Source organism: Marinagarivorans sp. (assembly GCF_982758155.1).
On sequence record NZ_CEXWTU010000015.1, the window covers coordinates 26,688 to 41,920 of the forward strand.

Consider the following 15,233-nt stretch of genomic DNA (forward strand, 5'->3'; position numbering starts at 1 on the left):
TTTCCCCGAAAAAATGATATTTTTAGATTTTATTGAATGGTTGTGAATGTTGTTATTAATTTGGCTTACTGGTTATTAGTCGAACCCCGCATTTTTGCGTAAAAACTTTATTGGGCTCTAGATGGGTTAAGCCTTCCCCACTATTAAAAGCATTAATGTTTGCGCTAACCGGCTCGATTGCTATGGCATCTCGAGCTGGAGGAATACAAACCTGGAGGTAATTGAATGCATGACTCCCGACTTGCTGCCAAACATCTAAACCGTATTGGTATTCTTCTGACCAAAGATAGCTTGAACATGTCGCCGCTGGCATTTCATTATTGGGGTCAATTTGAAAGCAATGGTCCAGCTGAACGTCATCAATGGCACTTAGCTTTTTAAAGTGGCCATATTCGTATTTATGTCCAGTAGGTAACAAGCGTTTGTCGACTGAAATATGTCGAACAGTAGGCAATTGCATACGCCAATTGGCCATATCGCCACGTAAATTAAAATACGGATGCCAGCCGACAGCTAGAGGCACAGGTGATGAGTGACGATTAATGATATTAAAGGTTACGGTTAAGCCCTCAATATCGTGCAAACGATACTCAATAGTAATTTCCATTGGGAATGGATAGGCTGGGATTTCGCCTAAGTAGGAGAACTGAACAGTAATACGTGCTTCGTTTTGAGCCGGGTGAGCCGCACTGACAGATGCTTGAGAGTTAAATAAAAACCCATGCAAGCTATTATTAAGGCCTGCTTCATTCACTTCGAATTGGTAGCTTTTCCCGGCATAAGTATATTTCCCATCCTCTAAACGATTGACGAAGGGGAACAATAGAACCCCCTTATAAGCGGGATTTCCAGCGGCGTATTCTTCTTGTGTTATCGAGCTTACGATACTCTCGGGTGTATTGACCCCTGTAGACTTGCTCGTATTTTGAAACTGTAAGCGATTAATAGCCCCGCCAAGAGATGGGATAACTTCAATGAGGCTTTTACCAGTGCCGGTAGTAAACAATAATGTCTGATAGCCATCCTGTACCACAGGATGGCTTAGTGCGTCACGATCCATCTATTAAAGCCTCTAAAACTATTGATTTTGAAGGCGCTTTACTTACCGTATAAATACATTGCAGGAAAATAGACTTGAATGGATAACAGAAGTAAAACATTAACTCTAGTGTTTACCGACTTGAATTAAACAACACTCATGCCGGCAATTGATAACCTAGATTCATAGCCTAGACTATCAATCTAGGCTATGAACTGTCTTAACTTACTGTAACAAGATAGTAGTACTTATTTAACAACTAGAAAAAGTCATCGAGTATTAAAATAATTTAAACGTTATAAGGCTTGATGGTAATGATTTTTCCATCGGCGTCATATGAGATAGGCGTCGCTTTTATGGACCTTAAATGCGTAACACCTTCGGATAATGTGCTGTCGTGATAAAAAAGGTAAGACTGCCCATTCATCTCACAAATAGAATGATGAGTCGTCCAGCCAAGGACAGGCTCTAAAATGCAGCCGCCATAGGTAAAAGGGCCGTAAGGGGAATCGCTGGTTGCGTAGCAAATCGTGTGGTGATTACCCGTTGAGTACGAGAAATAATAAATTCCATTGTGCCTGTGCATCCAGGCGGCTTCAAAAAAGCGCCCTTCATCATCCGCTTTAAAGGCCTCACCATTACTATCAAGAATGAGTAGCTCTTTGGGCTCTTCGGCAAAACTTTTCATGTCATCGGAAAGTTTTGCCATTATCGGATTGAGTGCAGTCTCTCCAGCTGCAGGCTCACTGTAGCTTTCATCGAATTTATTGTTTCTATATTCTTGCAGCTGCCCACCCCAAAGGCCTCCGAAGTAGATGTAGTAGTCGTCACCGTCTTGAAAAACAGCGGGGTCGATGGAGTAGGAATTTTCAATGGGTAGTGGCTCGGCAGTAAAAGGGCCGTGCGGTGTTGCGGCTGTAGCAACGCCTATTTGAAATTTTCCTTCATAGTTTCTCGCTGGAAAATAAAAATAATAGGTGCCGTCTTTATGGGCAGCATCAGGTGCCCACATTTGGCGTTCAGCCCAGGGGACGTCATCAACATGCAGCGCCATGCCGTGATCAACAACAGCGCTTTGAACGTCCGTGCTGGATAGCTGATTTAAAGCGGCTTCATCCATGGAAAAAACATGGTAATCACACATCGCAAAGTGATCGCCGTTATCATTGAACGGAATACCCGCATCAATATCGTGTGATGGGTAAATATATACCCGCCCCTCAAAAACATGCGCAGAAGGATCAGCACTGTACTGGTGCTTAACCAGTGGTTGAGAAACAGGATCAGCATTTTCGGGCAGAACCTGCCAGCATTCTTGTTCAGTAGAGTGACTCATAAATATCTTGTAACCCGCTAGTATCGATAAAATATCAGTAAAAATTAGGCCGCTGCTGTCAAGCGACGCTCGGCAAGTGATTTTTCGATGTCGTCTTCCATCTTTTTATTAATGCAGTAAAACAACATCAAACCACTGGCGATAAAGAACGGGATACCCGCAAAGAAGCTCATGGCGAGCTTTATACCTTCTTGTGTTGCCACGGTTTGCACAACTAAGCTGACATCGTAGTTGAAGTTGTCAAGCATAAGTCCGACCAGTGAACCGCCTATACTTAAACCCACTTTCAAACCAAAAATCATTGCGGCAAAAGTAATAGCCGTGGCCCGGCGATGCGTTTTCCATTCTGAAAAATCAGCAACATCGGCAATCATTGTCCAGAGTAAAGGTATCGTGATGCCGTAAAGGAAGCCGTGTAATATCTGGGTGATATACACAGGAGCAATACTGTTATTTGGAATGAAGAAAAAGAAACACTGCGCGGCCGTGGCCAAGAAAAGTGCGACACCAAAGACGTTACGCTTACCAAACTTATCGGCAAAGAATTTAGAAAAGGTGATGCCGACAATCATGAGGATAATACCGCATGCATTAAAGACGCTAAAGCCTGATGTGGCTACGTCTTTGGGCCATGCGAACTCGGTCAGCCCCATGGATGCCAGCCCACGGTTCAGTGCCGCCATCGAACCGTTAAAACCAGAACTGTCTAAAAATCCAGCAAGAGCTTCTAAATCTAAATAGTTTTCAAAGTAGTAAATATACAAGCCGCCTTTCAAAGCAAGCCCCACAAAAACGGCCGTTGTAACGCATAAAATGATTAGCCAAGGCACGTTGGTAACAAGATCTTTAATGTCATCCGCAATTTTAGATTGCTGAGCTGCGACTGTTGTGATGCGCTCTTTTGTTGTTATAAATGTAATTAAGAAGAAAACGACGCCAACGATAGAGAACATGGTCATTGCGCGACTGAAGCCAACAGCTTTATCGCCATCTCCCATAATCAATACAATCGGTAAAAGTAGCGCCTGAATAATAAACTGCGCAACCATAACCGCCACAAAGCGGTAAGACGATACGCTATTGCGCTCTTGCATATTACCGGTAAGTACACCACTCAGTGCGGCATAGGGTAGATTGTTAGCTGAGTAAATAAATAGCAGCAACACATAGGTGATAAAAGCGTAAATGATTTTACCTTGCTCACTGAAATCGGGAGTACTGAAGGCCATTAGTGCAATCACGCCAAAAGGTACGGACGTGAATAAAATCCAAGGTCTAAATTTCCCCCAGCGGGTATTCGTCCTATCGGCTAAAAGGCCGACAATTGGGTTAAATAACGCACCAATCATACCGCCGGTAAAAATAATTACCGCCGCTTTAGCGGGGGGAATGTTGTAAACATCGGTATAGAAAAAGGTGATGAAGGTCATCAAGGTTTGAAAGATAAGGTTGGCGGCTAAATCACCAAGGCTATAGCCGACCTTTTCAATAACGGATAATTTTTCTGTTGGCTGTTGCATTATTATTCTAGTGACCTATTTTTATGGCAGTTATGGGCAGCATTGATACTCACAATGTACTGCATAGAAGACGAGTGCTAGGCTTCAGGGGGGTACTGTACATCGGGGGGTGTAATTATTCCCCACAATAGCACCGCTTAGTTTTGAGGCCATATACCGTTTGTAACCAATACCTAATATATATTTCTCACTCTCCCCCTTGGGGCTAGAAGACTGTGTTTAGAACATTACTATTTTGTTGATATATGCGTTGGTTCACAAAATGCTCAAACCACCTGCAGCTAGCAAGCTTAATGCTGTTTGGATAGCAATATTGGGCGAGAATTTGTGACGTAGCCAGTTACTTTTGGGCACCCAATAAGCCCTTAAGACACCTAAATTTTCATATGTAAATATTTTCTCCTTTTAGTCTTAAACACCTTATGAGATAGCTCAAAGTATAGGTATAAATATACTAACTATGGGTTTAATTTTACGGTGCCGCCAGTATCGCTAGCAGCATAGAATCGTCTCAACCCTGCAATTGCGACTTATTATCGATAGAAATCCCTTCCGAGGCTCTACCGTGAATCGCAACGTGTATATCAACCTTACAATGAAGGTAGTGCGAAGCGATGAAAAATAAAATGATAACGAAGCTTCTGCTGCTGGCCGGTATATCCGCCTTACCGCTAGCCGCGCAAGCCGCACCAGATCCCAATTTCCATATATATCTGCTGTTAGGACAGTCAAATATGCAGGGTTCTGCGCCGATTCAATCGCAGGATCGAAATATTAATAACCCACGTGTGCGCACACTACAAAGTGAAAATGGCTGCTCTGGGCAAAACTGGACTTACGGCCAATGGCGCACCGCTGAGCCACCGCAAGTACGCTGCAATCAAGAAGGCGGTCTTGGCCCCGGCGATACCTTTGGCCACACCATGGCCGCAAATACAGATGAAAGCATTACCATCGGTTTGGTGGGTGGTGCTTTCGGCGGCGCTAAAATTGAATATTTTCTACCCAACTGTGGCGGAAATTGCACGCCGCCCTTTGGCGGTAGTATTAGTGGCGCACCTGATAACGGCACTGGCGGTTATAAATGGGTACTCGACCTTGCACAAAAAGCGCAAACTGCCGGTGTAATTAAAGGCATTATTTTTCACCAAGGTGAAAGTAATTCGGGCCAAGCAAATTGGCCTAGCTTAGTGAATCAGTACGTTACCGCATTGCGTACCGATTTGAAATTAAGCGCAGACGAGCTTCCGTTTATTGCCGGCGAGCTGCCTTACACCGGTTGCTGTAGTGGCCACAATAGCTTGGTTCGCCAAATACCGAACGCCGTACAAAATGGCCATGTTGTGACTGCCGAGGGTGGCCTTAATGATAAGGGCGATGGCTTGCACTGGGATTCTGCGGCTGTGCGTGAGATGGGTAGGCGCTATGCCAATAAAATGCTCACACTGGTTGATACCAATAGCGGCCCTGTTGATTGTGGCACCCAAGATGGCAGCCCCATTTGCTGCAATATAAGCTCAGACCCCGATGGCGACGGCTGGGGTACACAGAATGATAACCAAACATGCTTAGTCACCCCCGAAACAACAGGTTACATTCCACCTAATCCTGCTGATGTTGTTGCGGCAATTAACGTTGGCGGCCAAGGCGTTTCTTATGACGGTGTTTATTACGAAGCCGATACAGGCTTTGCCGGTGGCATGGCGAATAGCACTTCAAACCCTATTGCTGGTAGTGACGACAGCGCGCTTTTTCAAACAGAACGCTATGGCGATTTCACCTATGCAATTGCTGTTGCTAATGGCACCTACGATGTCACGCTTGATCTGGCCGAACTGTATTGGGATGCGGCTGGCAGTCGTGTGTTTAGCGTCTCGATTGAAGGTACTACGGTCGTTAATAATGTCGATTTGGTGGCGCAGGTTGGCAGTAATGTCGCCTGGGCCGCTGGCCCATTTACCGCCCAGGTACAAGATGGCAACTTAAACATAGCCGTCACATTTACCGAAGATAACGGCACTTTAAGTGGCATTCTCGTGCGTACCGGTACCGCGCCACCCGCCAGCTCTTCCTCAGTAAGCTCTCAAGCACAAAGCTCTTCTGTCGCGCCAATTTCAAGTTCATCTTCCACTGTTGCGGTTAGCTCTACGCCGCAAGCGTCTTCTTCTAGCGCAGCGGTAAGTTCGGCCGCCAGTACGCCCGTAACAGTAGGCAGTGCCGATTGGTATTTACTCATGCTAATGGGCTTCTTCGTTGCTGTGCGGCAAACGTTGCGTAGAAACACGAACACATCAATTTAAGCCTCCCTTGACCATTTAACGATGGTTTTTGCCCCTAACGTGCTTCCATCAGCGCATTAGGGGCTTTTTTTTAACCTTAAAAAAGCTCGGCTGTTTATGGCCGCACTGAAGTGTGGTTTGATCTTGGTTTGATTAATCTTAGCTAAGACCGCCTAATGAAAGCTTTTTTTGTACTCTGCTTAACCGTTATGCCTCTGCACTTGATGGCTGGCCAAATTGCCCTTACCTTTGATGATGCCCCAACAGGTGATAGCGCCGTTATGTCCGGCCAGCAGCGCACCACTATGCTGATTAATGCCATTCAATCAGCCGCTATCCCCGATGCCTTATTCTTTGTGAAAGCGGATGCCATTGATGCCGCTGGTGATAAACGCCTAAAGCAGTATGTTGCGGCGGGGCTTCACCTTGCCAATCATACCTACCAGCACAATTCAGCGAATAAGATTCCGGTGAATCAATTTTTGCTCGATGTCTACCAAGCGCACCTTGCACTCAAAAACTACAGCAATGTTCTTCCCTACTTTCGCTTCCCTTAGGGACGAGGAAACAATATTTCATCCACTAATGCTCGATCTCGACACCCTTACCTTCGTTGCTCAAAGCGTTACATGCCAAGGCATGCGCCCCTTTAAGCGCCTCGATAAGAAAGCCGATATCTTCGCCTAATTGGACAAACTATTATTGCCTCGTCCCTTATTTGCACTACGGTAAAGATCCAGCCGATATTCACGCCTTACAGGTAGGGCTAACAGAGCTGGGGTACTCCAATGGCTATGTCACTGTGGATAACTTTGATTGGTATCTCAATGCTTTACTGAATGGAGCAAAGAAGGAAGGTAAGCTCATTGATTACGAAAAGTTGGGCCATCTGTATGTCGCGCTAATATGGGAGGCCATTACTTTTTATGATGCTATTGCCGTAAAAACATTGGGACGTTCGCCCAAGCATGTATTGCTGCTACACGAGAATGACACATCAGCACTTTTTGTAGAGCAGTTAGCCGAGCATGTTCGCAAACAGGGCTGGGAAATCATCACCCCCCAGCAAGCTTATAACGACCCAATAGCCCAAGCACTCCCGACCACCACTTTCCACAAACAAGGCCGTATTGCCGCCATGGCTAAGGTTAAAGGCGTGGATGAAAAAACACTACGGCACCCCGCCGAAAACCAAGCTTACTTAGATAAGCTGTTTCAAGAACAACACGTATTTGAAGAACCGCCACCAAAATAGGACAGCCAGAATGCAAGCAAGCGATATCAGGGTTTTTATTGCTATCAAACTGCCGTAAAAATCAAATTTTCTCTCGATACGGTATACCCATAGATCTTCACCCCCGCCTGCACCCTCTTTTACCTCTCGCCAATAAGGGCACTCGAATGGCCCCTCACTCCTTAGGGGCGCGCATGAAATAACTTCCCGTTTTTGAATTCCTGGGGGCACGCTTGCCTTCGTTAAAAATATTTGCAATAGCCGGCTATTACGCCATATTTTCGCCTCGCCAAGCAAGCACCCACAAACCCAAACTCCAGCAACTTATTCGTGCACGCCCCTTATGCAACAAAAATAGAAAATTCTAGGCGTGTCCTATAATTGATTGAATTCAACCTTGATTGGGTGTGAATGGGTGACATTTGTCATGCCATTTCATGACGTTTGCCTCTAATGATCCCGTTGAATTCACCGCATACTGATTCAATGACTTAGATCGAGAAAGGGAACAAAGCTATGCACAAGAATACGAGAGATTCGGCCCTAAAACGGGATGATGTTACACCACCGGTGGTCGCTTCAATTCGAGGCGTCTGTAAAACATTTGCCGACAAGCCTGCGCTCAAGAATGTTAACTTAGACATAAGAGCGGGTCAGGTTCTAGCAATATTAGGGGCTAATGGTGCAGGGAAAACGACGTTAATCAATACGATGCTGGGCCGATTAAAGGTTGATGCAGGCACAGTAACAATTTTTGGCCAGCCGCCTGGTTCAGTACCCGTAAAAAGGCAAACCGGCGCTTTGCTACAAGTGGCATCTCTCCCAGAAACACTTAAAGTGAAGGAGCACATAGAACTCTTTCGCAGCTATTACCCTGCCCCGATGCCATTTAAGAATATTATCGCTTATGCCGGTTTAGAGGCTCTTCAAAATCGTTTTTCCAAAAAGCTATCTGGCGGTGAAAAGCAACGATTACTCTTTGCTTTGAGTATTTGCGGCGATCCAAAACTTCTGTTTTTAGATGAACCCAGTGTTGGGATGGACATATCGGCTAGGCAAAGTTTATGGGGCGCAATCAGGGACTTAAAAGAGCAAGGCACAGCTATCGTTTTAACCACGCACTATCTCGAAGAAGCCGATAACTTGGCTGACATGATGGTCATGCTAAAAGGCGGAGAAATCATCCAGCAAGGCACTGCCGATTACATTAAATCTTGTGTAAGTTCGACAATTATCCGCTTTATGACTACCGCCAACACGACAGACTATTCGGCAGTGCCCGGCGTAGTGGATATTGCCCATAGCGGAAAATTTACCACTCTTCAATCCACCAGTGTCAACCAGACGCTATTAGCGTTACTCACCCAACAGCCGGAGCTTCAAGACTTGTCTGTTTCTCCTGCTGGGCTCGAGCAAGCATTTTTACACCTCAATCAGACTCAGCAAATCACGGGAGAATCGTACCCATGAACGCTCTTCAAATACTGAATATCTATCGGCTTGAAACAAAATTCGAGTGGTTAAAAACCATTAGAAATCCTGCTTTCTCTCTTCCTGTAATTTTAATTCCTGCCATTTTTTACCTCTTTTTTGGGGTCTTTATGAATGGCGATAACGTAGAGGCGGCTGGTTACCTTTTGAGCACTTACGGAACGTTCGGTGTGATGGGGCCAGCTTTGTTTTCGTTTGGTGCGGGATTGGCCGTAGAAAGGAGTAAGGGCTGGCTAGATATTAAAGAAGCCTCCCCCATGCCAGCATCAGCTCAAATTGTGAGTCGAATACTGGTTTCAATGGTTTTCTCAGTCATCATTATCTGTATTTTAGGGGTCCTTGCAGCCCTCTTTGCAGGTGTACATTTAGCATTTGGCCAATACCTTCTGCTGGTCCTGATTTTAGTCTTAGGCAGCCTTCCTTTTTGCCTGCTGGGTATTGTCTTGGGGTTAACGCTCAAAGCTGAAAGTTCAGCAGCGATCGTTAACTTAATTTACCTACCCATGGCGTTTCTATCGGGCTTATGGCTGCCTATCAGTATGCTTCCGAACTTCCTTCAGCCTGTCGCAAACCTACTACCCTCTTACCACTTAGCTCAACTGGCTTTAAATGTTACCGGGCAAGATGCCGGGGGCTCACCTACTGTACACCTGTTGGCCCTAATGTTATTTTCAGCTTTATTTTTTATCCTAGCGCTACTCGCTTACAACAAGAAGCATCAATAATTATAACTATTCAGCCATGCACAAATAGCCCGGCCAAGCCTACTTAGATAAGTTGTTTCAAGAACAACACGTATTTTCAGAGCCGCCACCAAAATAGGATAACCAGAATGCAAGCAAGCGATATCAGGGTTTTTATCCCAAGTAAAAATTACCCCGCGTCACAGGCGTTTTATCAGGCGCTGGGTTTTGTGATGGACGTTGCCAACGATAAACTCTCGATTTTTTCGCTAGGCGAATGTACGTTCTTTCTGCAGGACTACTTTGACGAAGCGTTGGCGTCTAACCTTATGCTCCAGTTAATTGTGCCAAATATAGACGATGCATTTAAACAAATACAAAGTATAGAAACCCCAAAGGTGAAATACGAACCCATCAAGCAAGAGCCCTGGGGCAAGGTGATTTACCTGTGGGGCCCAGCGGGGGAGCTTTGGCATATTACTGAATTGAAGCGGCCGTAAAAGTTTATCCAAGAGAAATGCTGCAGCGCAAAAACGTAACTACTCAGACATGCACAAATATGCCGGCAAATTGATCATTTTCTGGGCCGTTCAAACCATCCTTGGGCACTATGCAAGCGTTCCTGACGCTTGATGCCCAGAAAACAATCAATTCGACTTTTAGGTGAGCGTCATACCGATCCCACCTGATGTAGTTACGCAAAAACTGAACGTTAGATTCCTAAGGAGAATAATATGAAATTTGGAATGCAGGCCGTACTTACAGCAGCACCCAACAAAGGGAATGCATTAGCGCAAATAATGCTGGAGGCATCGGCAATTGTCGCTTCGCTGCAAGGTTGCGAGCTTTATGTGGTGCAACAAGCTTTAAGGGATGAAACCAAAGTGCTCATTACTGAAATATGGGCAAGCCAAGCGGATCACCAGGCATCTTTATCTAATGAGCTGGTGTTGGCTTTAATTGGACGGGCCAAGCCTATTATTGCAGGTATGGAGCATCATCCTGCTCAGTTTCTGGGTGGCCATGGTATATGAGTGGCGCACTCGGTTAGTCATGAGCGAACAAAAAAAGGGGCCTTGCGGCCCCTTTCGTTTCATAAAGTCAGTGATTAATTCGCTTCGTTTAACGCCTCTTTAACTCCGTCGTAAGCTGGTTTTTCTTGCAGGTTATCGTTGAACAATAACGGGCAACCTACGATGTCATCATGGCCACCACCAGAGATGGTTTTAAACCAGCTGTCTGAATCTGAAATGCCCCATACCGTAATACCGCCGCGTAATTCAGCAGGAACAACCTCAAAGTAAGCTTTTACAATAGCTTTGTAGCGTGCTTTTTGTTGTTGCAGTGCTTGGGTATCGTTACAGCTTTTAACAGCATTAGCCTCGTAACTCCAACCTGCTGCATAGGGGTTATTCACCCGAACATCCATCTCGGTAATTTTGATTTTCAGGCCGTAGTTAAGATCCAGAACTTTCTTCCACGATGCTTTAATGTTGGCTAGCGAAGCATAATCAGGCAATACGTGCATTTGGAAACCCACGCCGTCGATAGGCACATCCTTACTGCGCAAGTCTTTAATTAACGCGACGAGGCTATCGGTTTTTGCGCCGTTCTCTTCTGTATTGAAGTCGTTATAGTAGAGGTCGGCATCGGTGACCTTATCGGCTTCTCTAAAGGCGAGAGCAATATAGTCTGCGCCCATACCCTCGTAGTGCGCCGAGCGACGGTAGTTAACGCCGTTGATAACTTGCCCACCGGTTTCATAACGGCAACCACTATAAGAGCCTTCGTCGTTGGTATCAAAAAGAGCTTCGTTGACCACATCCCAGCTCACGATGGTATCCGTATGCTGGCTGGCAACACCGCGAATATGGTTAGTTAACGATTGTTGGTAAGCGGTGCCAGTTTGATTACTAGCCCAGCTAGGCAATTGGTAACACGGATGCCAGACTAAAGCATGCCCGTGAATGGTCGTATTGTTATTTTTCGCCCAAGCCGCGAGCCGATCAGCGTTTGGATTACTGTAATTAGAGTCAGACCAATAGCTCATCTTCATGTTGTTTTCGGCAGTTACGTGATTAAAGTTATTGCGTACAATTTGCACCCGCGCGGCTGAATTCAATGTATCTTTGCTGCCGCCTTCTAAATTCACCTCAACACCAATCGGTATACTGGCTAAGTCTTTCAAGCCACTACCAGCGGGTGGCGGTGTAATAATCGGCGCGTCTTCCACCTCACCAGCAACGACAAAGTTGTCAACGTAAAAACTCACGTTATCCGTGCCATCATCGGCTTCAATAATAAACGATTCGAAATCAGTGGCGCCATCTGGAACATAGTCACCCACCAGCAAAGTCCAGCCGTTGGCGGTTACGGTCTCGCTAGCAACGCCGGTATATTCTAGGTAGGTGTCAGCGTCATCATCATCAACACGCTTACCAGTAATTTTCACAAGGGTATCAGGCTCGCCAGCAGCCAATTTCACCCATACAGCCACTTCGTACATGTTGCCTGCGGTTAGCCTGCCCACATTAAAGGTGGCGCCGTGCCAGTAGTCTGCACGGTTGCTCACGAGTAAAGAGGCCGCTCCCGCATACTTCTCGGCTGTTACACGCTCGACATCCGCATCACCCCTGCCACCCCAATTAGTGGTACCGTTTTCAACATCACCGTTGACGGCAAAGTTGTTACTGGGGATCTCGTAGACAGGCACGCTAGAAGCAACGGATGATAGACTTGAAGAGCTGGGCGCTATCGAGGATATACTAACGCTAGATGAGCTGACGGGAGCAATAGACGTGCTCGAGGAAGATACGACAACCGGTGCGCTGCTCGACGATGGGGTAGGCATAACGCTCGACGAAGCCCCCCCTCCACCAGTACAAGCGGCTAAACTGCCAGCCATCACGGCCAAGCTGCTGTAGCGCTTTATCGCTTGCGGAATAGCTGGGGTATGATTCTTAAACATAGGTCATCTCTCTACTTTAAATTTTGGGACTGTTACATCAAGGCGCGTAAGGGCCGAGGAAAAAACACTTGGCACCAGAGGGGGAAGTATTCTTTTTTCGAGGTGTATATAGGGGTGCGCAAAGGCAATCCATGTACAAAGCGTTAAGAACAACAACACCTAAGGGACAAGGAAACAATATTTCATCCACTAATGCTTGATATCGACATCCTTACCTTCGTTGCTCAAAGCGTTACATGCCCCGGCATGCGCCCCTTTCAGCGCCTTGATAAAAATGCCGATCTCTTCGCCTAATTGGATAAACTATTATTACCTCGCCCCTAACATTGAATTTGGACAGCCCAATTAAAAGGGAAAAGAAGAACAAATGGTATTAATAAAACGCCCAAGGCTTAACAAAAGCGTGAGATTCATCATACTTCTCACAAATAATGAAACACCCTGTTAAGGGTCAAAAAGACATTAATACAAAGATGCTTAATTGATTCTCTTTTTTTAACACAAACTAAACTGTCTATTTTTAGCGAACCTTTTTTACCGAAAAATAACACCGCACCTCCAACGGAAATGATCTTCCCTCATCTCCCCCAAAATTGAATACAAAACATGACAAAACCATTCAAGCACGGCATCTTGCTAGCCCTTTTCACTTATGCAACGTGGGGCTTATTTCCGCTGTATTTTAAATTACTCGCCGGTATGGCCGCAGACGAAATTGTTGTGCACCGCATAATATGGTCGGCGCTTTTTACCTTGGTTTTGCTACTAGCGGTAAAACGGGTAAGAACGGTGTGGCATTCACTGTGCGATATTCGTTTATTAAGCCGGCTAGCACTCAGTGCATTGCTACTGGCCGTAAACTGGTTGATTTTTATCTATGCGACACTAGGCGATAATGTGCTGCAATTAAGTTTGGGCTATTACATTAACCCCTTATTTAATATGTTATTTGGCCTGCTTTTGTTTAAAGAGCGAACACATCGTATGGGGGTTATCGCGATTGGCTTGGCGCTAACCGGGCTAGCCGTGCAGTTTGGTGAAGTTGAGGAATTTCCGATTCTAGCCGTTTCGGTGGCATTGGTCTTTAGTTTATATGGCGTTGTGCGTAAGGGGCTTAAAATTGATGCATTAACGGGGCTATTTATTGAAACGTTAATTTTGTTAATTCCCGGCTTAATTTACGTTTTCTTTTTTACCTCGTTACAAAGCGTTACCGCAATGCAGCACAGCTATTACTGGTTTTTTGTGTTGGTTTTGGCAGGGCCCATTACCAGTATTCCATTAATAACCTTCAGTGCGGCCGTTACCCGAATCCCTTATTACATGATGGGCTTTTGCCAATATATAACTCCCACCATGATGTTCGCTTTTGCCATATTTCTTTATCACGAAACCTGGAATTACCTTGATGTTGTGACATTCTCTTTTGTTTGGGCAGGCATTATTTTTATGGTCCTAGGAACATGGCGCGCGAACAAAAAAAGCGCTATGCCTGATGGTAAGTAACAAAAGAAAATTCACTGCCATCCGGTGACCAAGACGGCACGTTAATCGTGCCCTGGCCGCCAAAAAAAGGCTCGCTAATAGGACTTACCACTTTACTAGCAATATCCATTCTAAAGAGTTGAACCTCGCGCCCAAAAGGGTGGCCTTGTATTTGATCTTCAAGGTAACGTAAGAATACGAGAGTGCTGCCATCGGGTGATGGATGCGGAAACCAATCCGAACCGGTCGATTCTACGATTTGTTCATGCTGCGTGCCATTGGCTAGCATACGCCAAATTTGCATACGGCCAGAGGCAAACGAGTTGTAATAAATAAAACGCCCATCGTGACTATAGTCCGGCCCATCGTCCAAGCCAGCCCCAAACGTAAGCTGCGTTTCTTCACCACCATAAACTGATATTGCGTAAATCTTGAAATCCTGCCCGTCTCTTCCAGCAACATAGGCTAATTGATTCCCATCCGGCGACCAACCATGCCAGTAAGACGGATAATTCTGTGTCACTTGAAATGGCGTGCCGCCATTCATTGGCAAGGTATAAATAACGGACTGACCCTCGCACGTTTCGGCATGGTGGCTAATCACAATGCGTTTGCCATCAGGCGATATGCCGTGATCATTATTGCAGCGGTTACCAAATTCGGTATTAATGATGGGCAGCGAGGAGTTATTATCTGCCCCTTCAACCGCTAAGCGATGCAATAAGCCATCCTTATTAACGACTAAAAATTTCCCGTCGCGGCTCCAGTTGGGCGCTTCATAAATACCCTGGGCCTCATAAATAGTACGCCTCTTACCCGTTGCTAATGTGAGGATCTCCACAAAACTGGTAATCGCTGAAGTGTTATTTGTCATAGTGGGACCTAAGGTATTAATGTTGTGGGAACCAAAAAAGTTTGTAACAGACATAGAAGCACACTAAAGGAGCGCGCATGAAAATTAAACCTCTAATTATCTCATTAGTACTACTCATTAGCTGGGTGGCCCTTCAAGCATTCGCTAAAAGTCAGACTAACCCAGCATCACAATTTCACCCAGACATGGCTTTAGCCAAGCAAGGTGCGCCAAAACGTGTTTCAGCAGAAGCCACCATTATGGTGTGGCAAGGCGATAAGTTCACAACTCCAGCCCTTTCAAGGTGAAATAAAAACCATCGTGGATTAATTTTCAGCAAAAAGG

14 protein-coding genes are annotated in these 15,233 nt (G+C 45.6%); 9 read left to right on the top strand and 5 right to left on the bottom strand.

From position 1 onward, the window contains the following. Nucleotides 1–55 precede the first annotated feature (55 nt). From AC3A8L_RS03480 to AC3A8L_RS03490, 3 genes are all read right to left on the bottom strand, one after another. Complete coding sequence (locus AC3A8L_RS03480) at nt 56–1,060, bottom strand: aldose epimerase family protein (RefSeq protein WP_487960838.1); 1,005 nt, start codon at nt 1,058–1,060, stop codon at nt 56–58. A gap of 268 nt (nt 1,061–1,328) precedes the next feature. Then, nucleotides 1,329–2,375 (bottom strand): glycoside hydrolase family 43 protein, encoded by a 1,047-nt coding sequence (locus tag AC3A8L_RS03485; protein WP_487960839.1) that lies wholly within the window; start codon nt 2,373–2,375, stop codon nt 1,329–1,331. Nucleotides 2,376–2,419: 44 nt separating this feature from the next. Then, nucleotides 2,420–3,895 carry an MFS transporter gene (locus AC3A8L_RS03490; protein ID WP_487960840.1) on the bottom strand — a complete coding sequence of 492 codons (1,476 nt, stop codon included), beginning with the start codon at nt 3,893–3,895 and terminating at the stop codon, nt 2,420–2,422. Nucleotides 3,896–4,509: 614 nt separating this feature from the next. On the opposite strand from AC3A8L_RS03490, the gene AC3A8L_RS03495 reads away from it, so the two are divergent. The 7 genes from AC3A8L_RS03495 (at nt 4,510) to AC3A8L_RS03525 (ending at nt 10,616) form a co-directional block, all read left to right on the top strand. Continuing rightward, nucleotides 4,510–6,195 carry a sialate O-acetylesterase gene (locus AC3A8L_RS03495; protein ID WP_487960841.1) on the top strand — a complete coding sequence of 562 codons (1,686 nt, stop codon included), beginning with the start codon at nt 4,510–4,512 and terminating at the stop codon, nt 6,193–6,195. 155 nt (nt 6,196–6,350) lie between these two features. Then, complete coding sequence (locus AC3A8L_RS03500; protein ID WP_487960842.1) at nt 6,351–6,731, top strand: polysaccharide deacetylase family protein; 381 nt, start codon at nt 6,351–6,353, stop codon at nt 6,729–6,731. A gap of 161 nt (nt 6,732–6,892) precedes the next feature. Further along, nucleotides 6,893–7,429, top strand: a complete 537-nt coding sequence (locus tag AC3A8L_RS03505) for a polysaccharide deacetylase family protein (protein ID WP_487960843.1) — start codon at nt 6,893–6,895, stop codon at nt 7,427–7,429. 495 nt (nt 7,430–7,924) lie between these two features. Continuing rightward, nucleotides 7,925–8,878 (top strand): ABC transporter ATP-binding protein, encoded by a 954-nt coding sequence (locus AC3A8L_RS03510; protein ID WP_487960844.1) that lies wholly within the window; start codon nt 7,925–7,927, stop codon nt 8,876–8,878. Further along, complete coding sequence (locus AC3A8L_RS03515; protein ID WP_487960845.1) at nt 8,875–9,624, top strand: ABC transporter permease; 750 nt, start codon at nt 8,875–8,877, stop codon at nt 9,622–9,624. The genes AC3A8L_RS03510 and AC3A8L_RS03515 overlap by 4 nt, the downstream gene beginning before the upstream one ends. Nucleotides 9,625–9,731: 107 nt before the next feature. After that, on the top strand, nt 9,732–10,082 hold the full coding sequence (locus AC3A8L_RS03520; RefSeq protein ID WP_487960846.1) for a VOC family protein: 351 nt from the start codon (nt 9,732–9,734) through the stop codon (nt 10,080–10,082). 234 nt (nt 10,083–10,316) lie between these two features. Beyond that, nucleotides 10,317–10,616, top strand: a complete 300-nt coding sequence (locus tag AC3A8L_RS03525) for a putative quinol monooxygenase (RefSeq protein WP_487960847.1) — start codon at nt 10,317–10,319, stop codon at nt 10,614–10,616. Nucleotides 10,617–10,690: 74 nt separating this feature from the next. Here the strand turns inward: AC3A8L_RS03525 and AC3A8L_RS03530 are convergent, their stop codons facing one another. Continuing rightward, nucleotides 10,691–12,550 (bottom strand): endo-1,4-beta-xylanase, encoded by a 1,860-nt coding sequence (locus tag AC3A8L_RS03530; protein ID WP_487960848.1) that lies wholly within the window; start codon nt 12,548–12,550, stop codon nt 10,691–10,693. A gap of 606 nt (nt 12,551–13,156) precedes the next feature. Between AC3A8L_RS03530 and rarD the strand changes: the two genes are divergently transcribed. Continuing rightward, the gene (rarD, locus tag AC3A8L_RS03535) at nt 13,157–14,056 is read left to right on the top strand and encodes an EamA family transporter RarD (RefSeq protein WP_487960849.1); all 900 of its coding nucleotides are present in this window, start codon (nt 13,157–13,159) and stop codon (nt 14,054–14,056) included. Here rarD and AC3A8L_RS03540 read toward each other — a convergent pair. Next, entirely contained in the window at nt 14,037–14,909 is an 873-nt protein-coding gene (locus AC3A8L_RS03540) for a TolB family protein (protein ID WP_487960850.1), read from the bottom strand. The two genes, rarD and AC3A8L_RS03540, sit on opposite strands and share 20 nt — an antisense overlap. Before the next feature lie 77 nt (nt 14,910–14,986). Here AC3A8L_RS03540 and AC3A8L_RS03545 point away from each other — a divergent pair, with 77 nt between their 5' ends. Further along, nucleotides 14,987–15,196, top strand: coding sequence for a hypothetical protein (locus tag AC3A8L_RS03545; RefSeq protein WP_487960851.1), 210 nt, complete (start codon nt 14,987–14,989; stop codon nt 15,194–15,196). Nucleotides 15,197–15,233: the final 37 nt, after the last annotated feature.

Excerpts from the sequence above, each read along its gene's own strand:
- AC3A8L_RS03520 (WP_487960846.1), top strand. The coding sequence starts at position 9,732 with ATGCAAGCAAGCGATATCAGGGTTTTTATCCCAAGTAAAAATTACCCC.
- AC3A8L_RS03515 (WP_487960845.1), top strand. The coding sequence starts at position 8,875 with ATGAACGCTCTTCAAATACTGAATATCTATCGGCTTGAAACAAAATTC.
- AC3A8L_RS03485 (WP_487960839.1), bottom strand. The coding sequence starts at position 2,375 with ATGAGTCACTCTACTGAACAAGAATGCTGGCAGGTTCTGCCCGAAAAT.
- AC3A8L_RS03525 (WP_487960847.1), top strand. The coding sequence starts at position 10,317 with ATGAAATTTGGAATGCAGGCCGTACTTACAGCAGCACCCAACAAAGGG.
- AC3A8L_RS03530 (WP_487960848.1), bottom strand. The coding sequence starts at position 12,550 with ATGTTTAAGAATCATACCCCAGCTATTCCGCAAGCGATAAAGCGCTAC.
- AC3A8L_RS03510 (WP_487960844.1), top strand. The coding sequence starts at position 7,925 with ATGCACAAGAATACGAGAGATTCGGCCCTAAAACGGGATGATGTTACA.
- rarD (WP_487960849.1), top strand. The coding sequence starts at position 13,157 with ATGACAAAACCATTCAAGCACGGCATCTTGCTAGCCCTTTTCACTTAT.
- AC3A8L_RS03480 (WP_487960838.1), bottom strand. The coding sequence starts at position 1,060 with ATGGATCGTGACGCACTAAGCCATCCTGTGGTACAGGATGGCTATCAG.
- AC3A8L_RS03495 (WP_487960841.1), top strand. The coding sequence starts at position 4,510 with ATGAAAAATAAAATGATAACGAAGCTTCTGCTGCTGGCCGGTATATCC.
- AC3A8L_RS03500 (WP_487960842.1), top strand. The coding sequence starts at position 6,351 with ATGAAAGCTTTTTTTGTACTCTGCTTAACCGTTATGCCTCTGCACTTG.
- AC3A8L_RS03490 (WP_487960840.1), bottom strand. The coding sequence starts at position 3,895 with ATGCAACAGCCAACAGAAAAATTATCCGTTATTGAAAAGGTCGGCTAT.
- AC3A8L_RS03545 (WP_487960851.1), top strand. The coding sequence starts at position 14,987 with ATGAAAATTAAACCTCTAATTATCTCATTAGTACTACTCATTAGCTGG.
- AC3A8L_RS03540 (WP_487960850.1), bottom strand. The coding sequence starts at position 14,909 with ATGACAAATAACACTTCAGCGATTACCAGTTTTGTGGAGATCCTCACA.